At 61.7% G+C, this 1321-nt stretch carries 1 protein-coding gene and 1 other annotated feature; the gene reads left to right on the plus strand.

What is annotated here, in order from left to right; translation table 11 throughout:
- Positions 1 to 53 precede the first annotated feature (53 nt).
- A protein-coding gene (locus AC1Q7F_RS32565; protein WP_492512703.1) for an IS3 family transposase occupies positions 54 to 1282 on the plus strand; the annotation gives its coding sequence in 2 pieces (ribosomal slippage) (positions 54 to 348 and positions 348 to 1282; 1230 coding nt in all).
- Positions 335 to 451, plus strand: a sequence feature (AL1L pseudoknot). Its footprint overlaps the gene before it by 117 nt.
- Positions 1283 to 1321 lie beyond the last annotated feature (39 nt).

Consider the following 1321-nt stretch of genomic DNA (forward strand, 5'->3'; position numbering starts at 1 on the left):
TGAACCGCGCCGGGATTGTCGGCGGCTCCAACTCCTGAGAGGATGGGGCTACGATGAGCAAGACAACGAACAAATTTTCAGCTGAGGTCCGCGAGCGGGCTGTTCGGTTGGTCCTGGATCACGAGAAGGATCACCCGTCGCGCTGGGCGGCAGTGTCGTCCGTGGCGTCCAAGATCGGCTGTTCGGCCCATACGCTGAACGAGTGGGTCAAGAAAGCCGAGGTGGAGAGCGGCAGCCGTGCGGGCATTCCGCTGGATGTGCTGGAGAAGCTGAAGGCGCAGGAGCGGGAGATCCGGGAGTTGCGTCAGGCGAACGAGATTCTTCGCAAGGCGTCGGCTTATTTCGCGATGGCGGAGCTCGACCGCCGACCGAAATGATGCTGGACTTCATTGATGCCCACCGCCGGGAATACGGGGTCGAGCCGATTTGCGATGTTTTGCCAATCGCCCCATCCACTGTGCGTCTGCATGCGGCCCGCAAGGCTGATCCGGCCAAGCTGCCTGAACGGGCTCGTCGGGATGCTGGCCTTAAGGCCGATATCCGGCGGGTGTTCGATGAGAATTTCCAGGTCTATGGGGTGCGCAAAGTGTGGCGGCAGTTGCAGCGCGAGGGCATCCAGGTGGCGCGCTGCACGGTCGCGCGGTTGATGCGGGAGATGGGCCTGCGGGGCGCCATTCGCGGCAAGCCAGTGAAAACCACCATTGCCGACAAGGCCTTACCCTGTCCGCTGGACCGGGTGAACCGGCAGTTTCGGGCCGACCGGCCCGATCAGCTGTGGCTGTCCGATTTCACGTATGTGTCCACTTGGAGCGGCTTTGTCTATGTGGCTTTCATCATCGACGCCTTTGCCAGGCGGATCGTCGGATGGCGGGTATCCCGGACGGCTGACGCCGGCTTTGTCCTGGATGCCCTGGAGCAGGCCCTGCACCAGCGCCGGCCAGCCGGGAAATCTGGACTGGTCCATCACTCGGACAGGGGCAGTCAATATCTGTCCATCCGATACACCGAGCGGCTGGGCCTCGCCGGTATCGAACCATCCGTCGGCAGCGTCGGCGATTCATACGACAATGCTTTGGCCGAAACCGTCAACGGCCTCTACAAAGCTGAGGTCATCCACAGGCGGGGACCATGGAAATCCTTTGAAGCCGTGGAATATGCAACCATCGAATGGGTCGACTGGTTCAACAACCGACGCCTGCTCGAGCCCATCGGAAATATCCCGCCCGCAGAGGCGGAACAACGCTATCATGATGCCGTGAGCACTCAGCAAATGGCGGCGTGACTCACGAACTTTTGCCGCCGACAATCCCGGCGCGGTTCA

It is taken from the genome of Niveispirillum sp. GW835-FHT14G11, assembly GCF_058793615.1.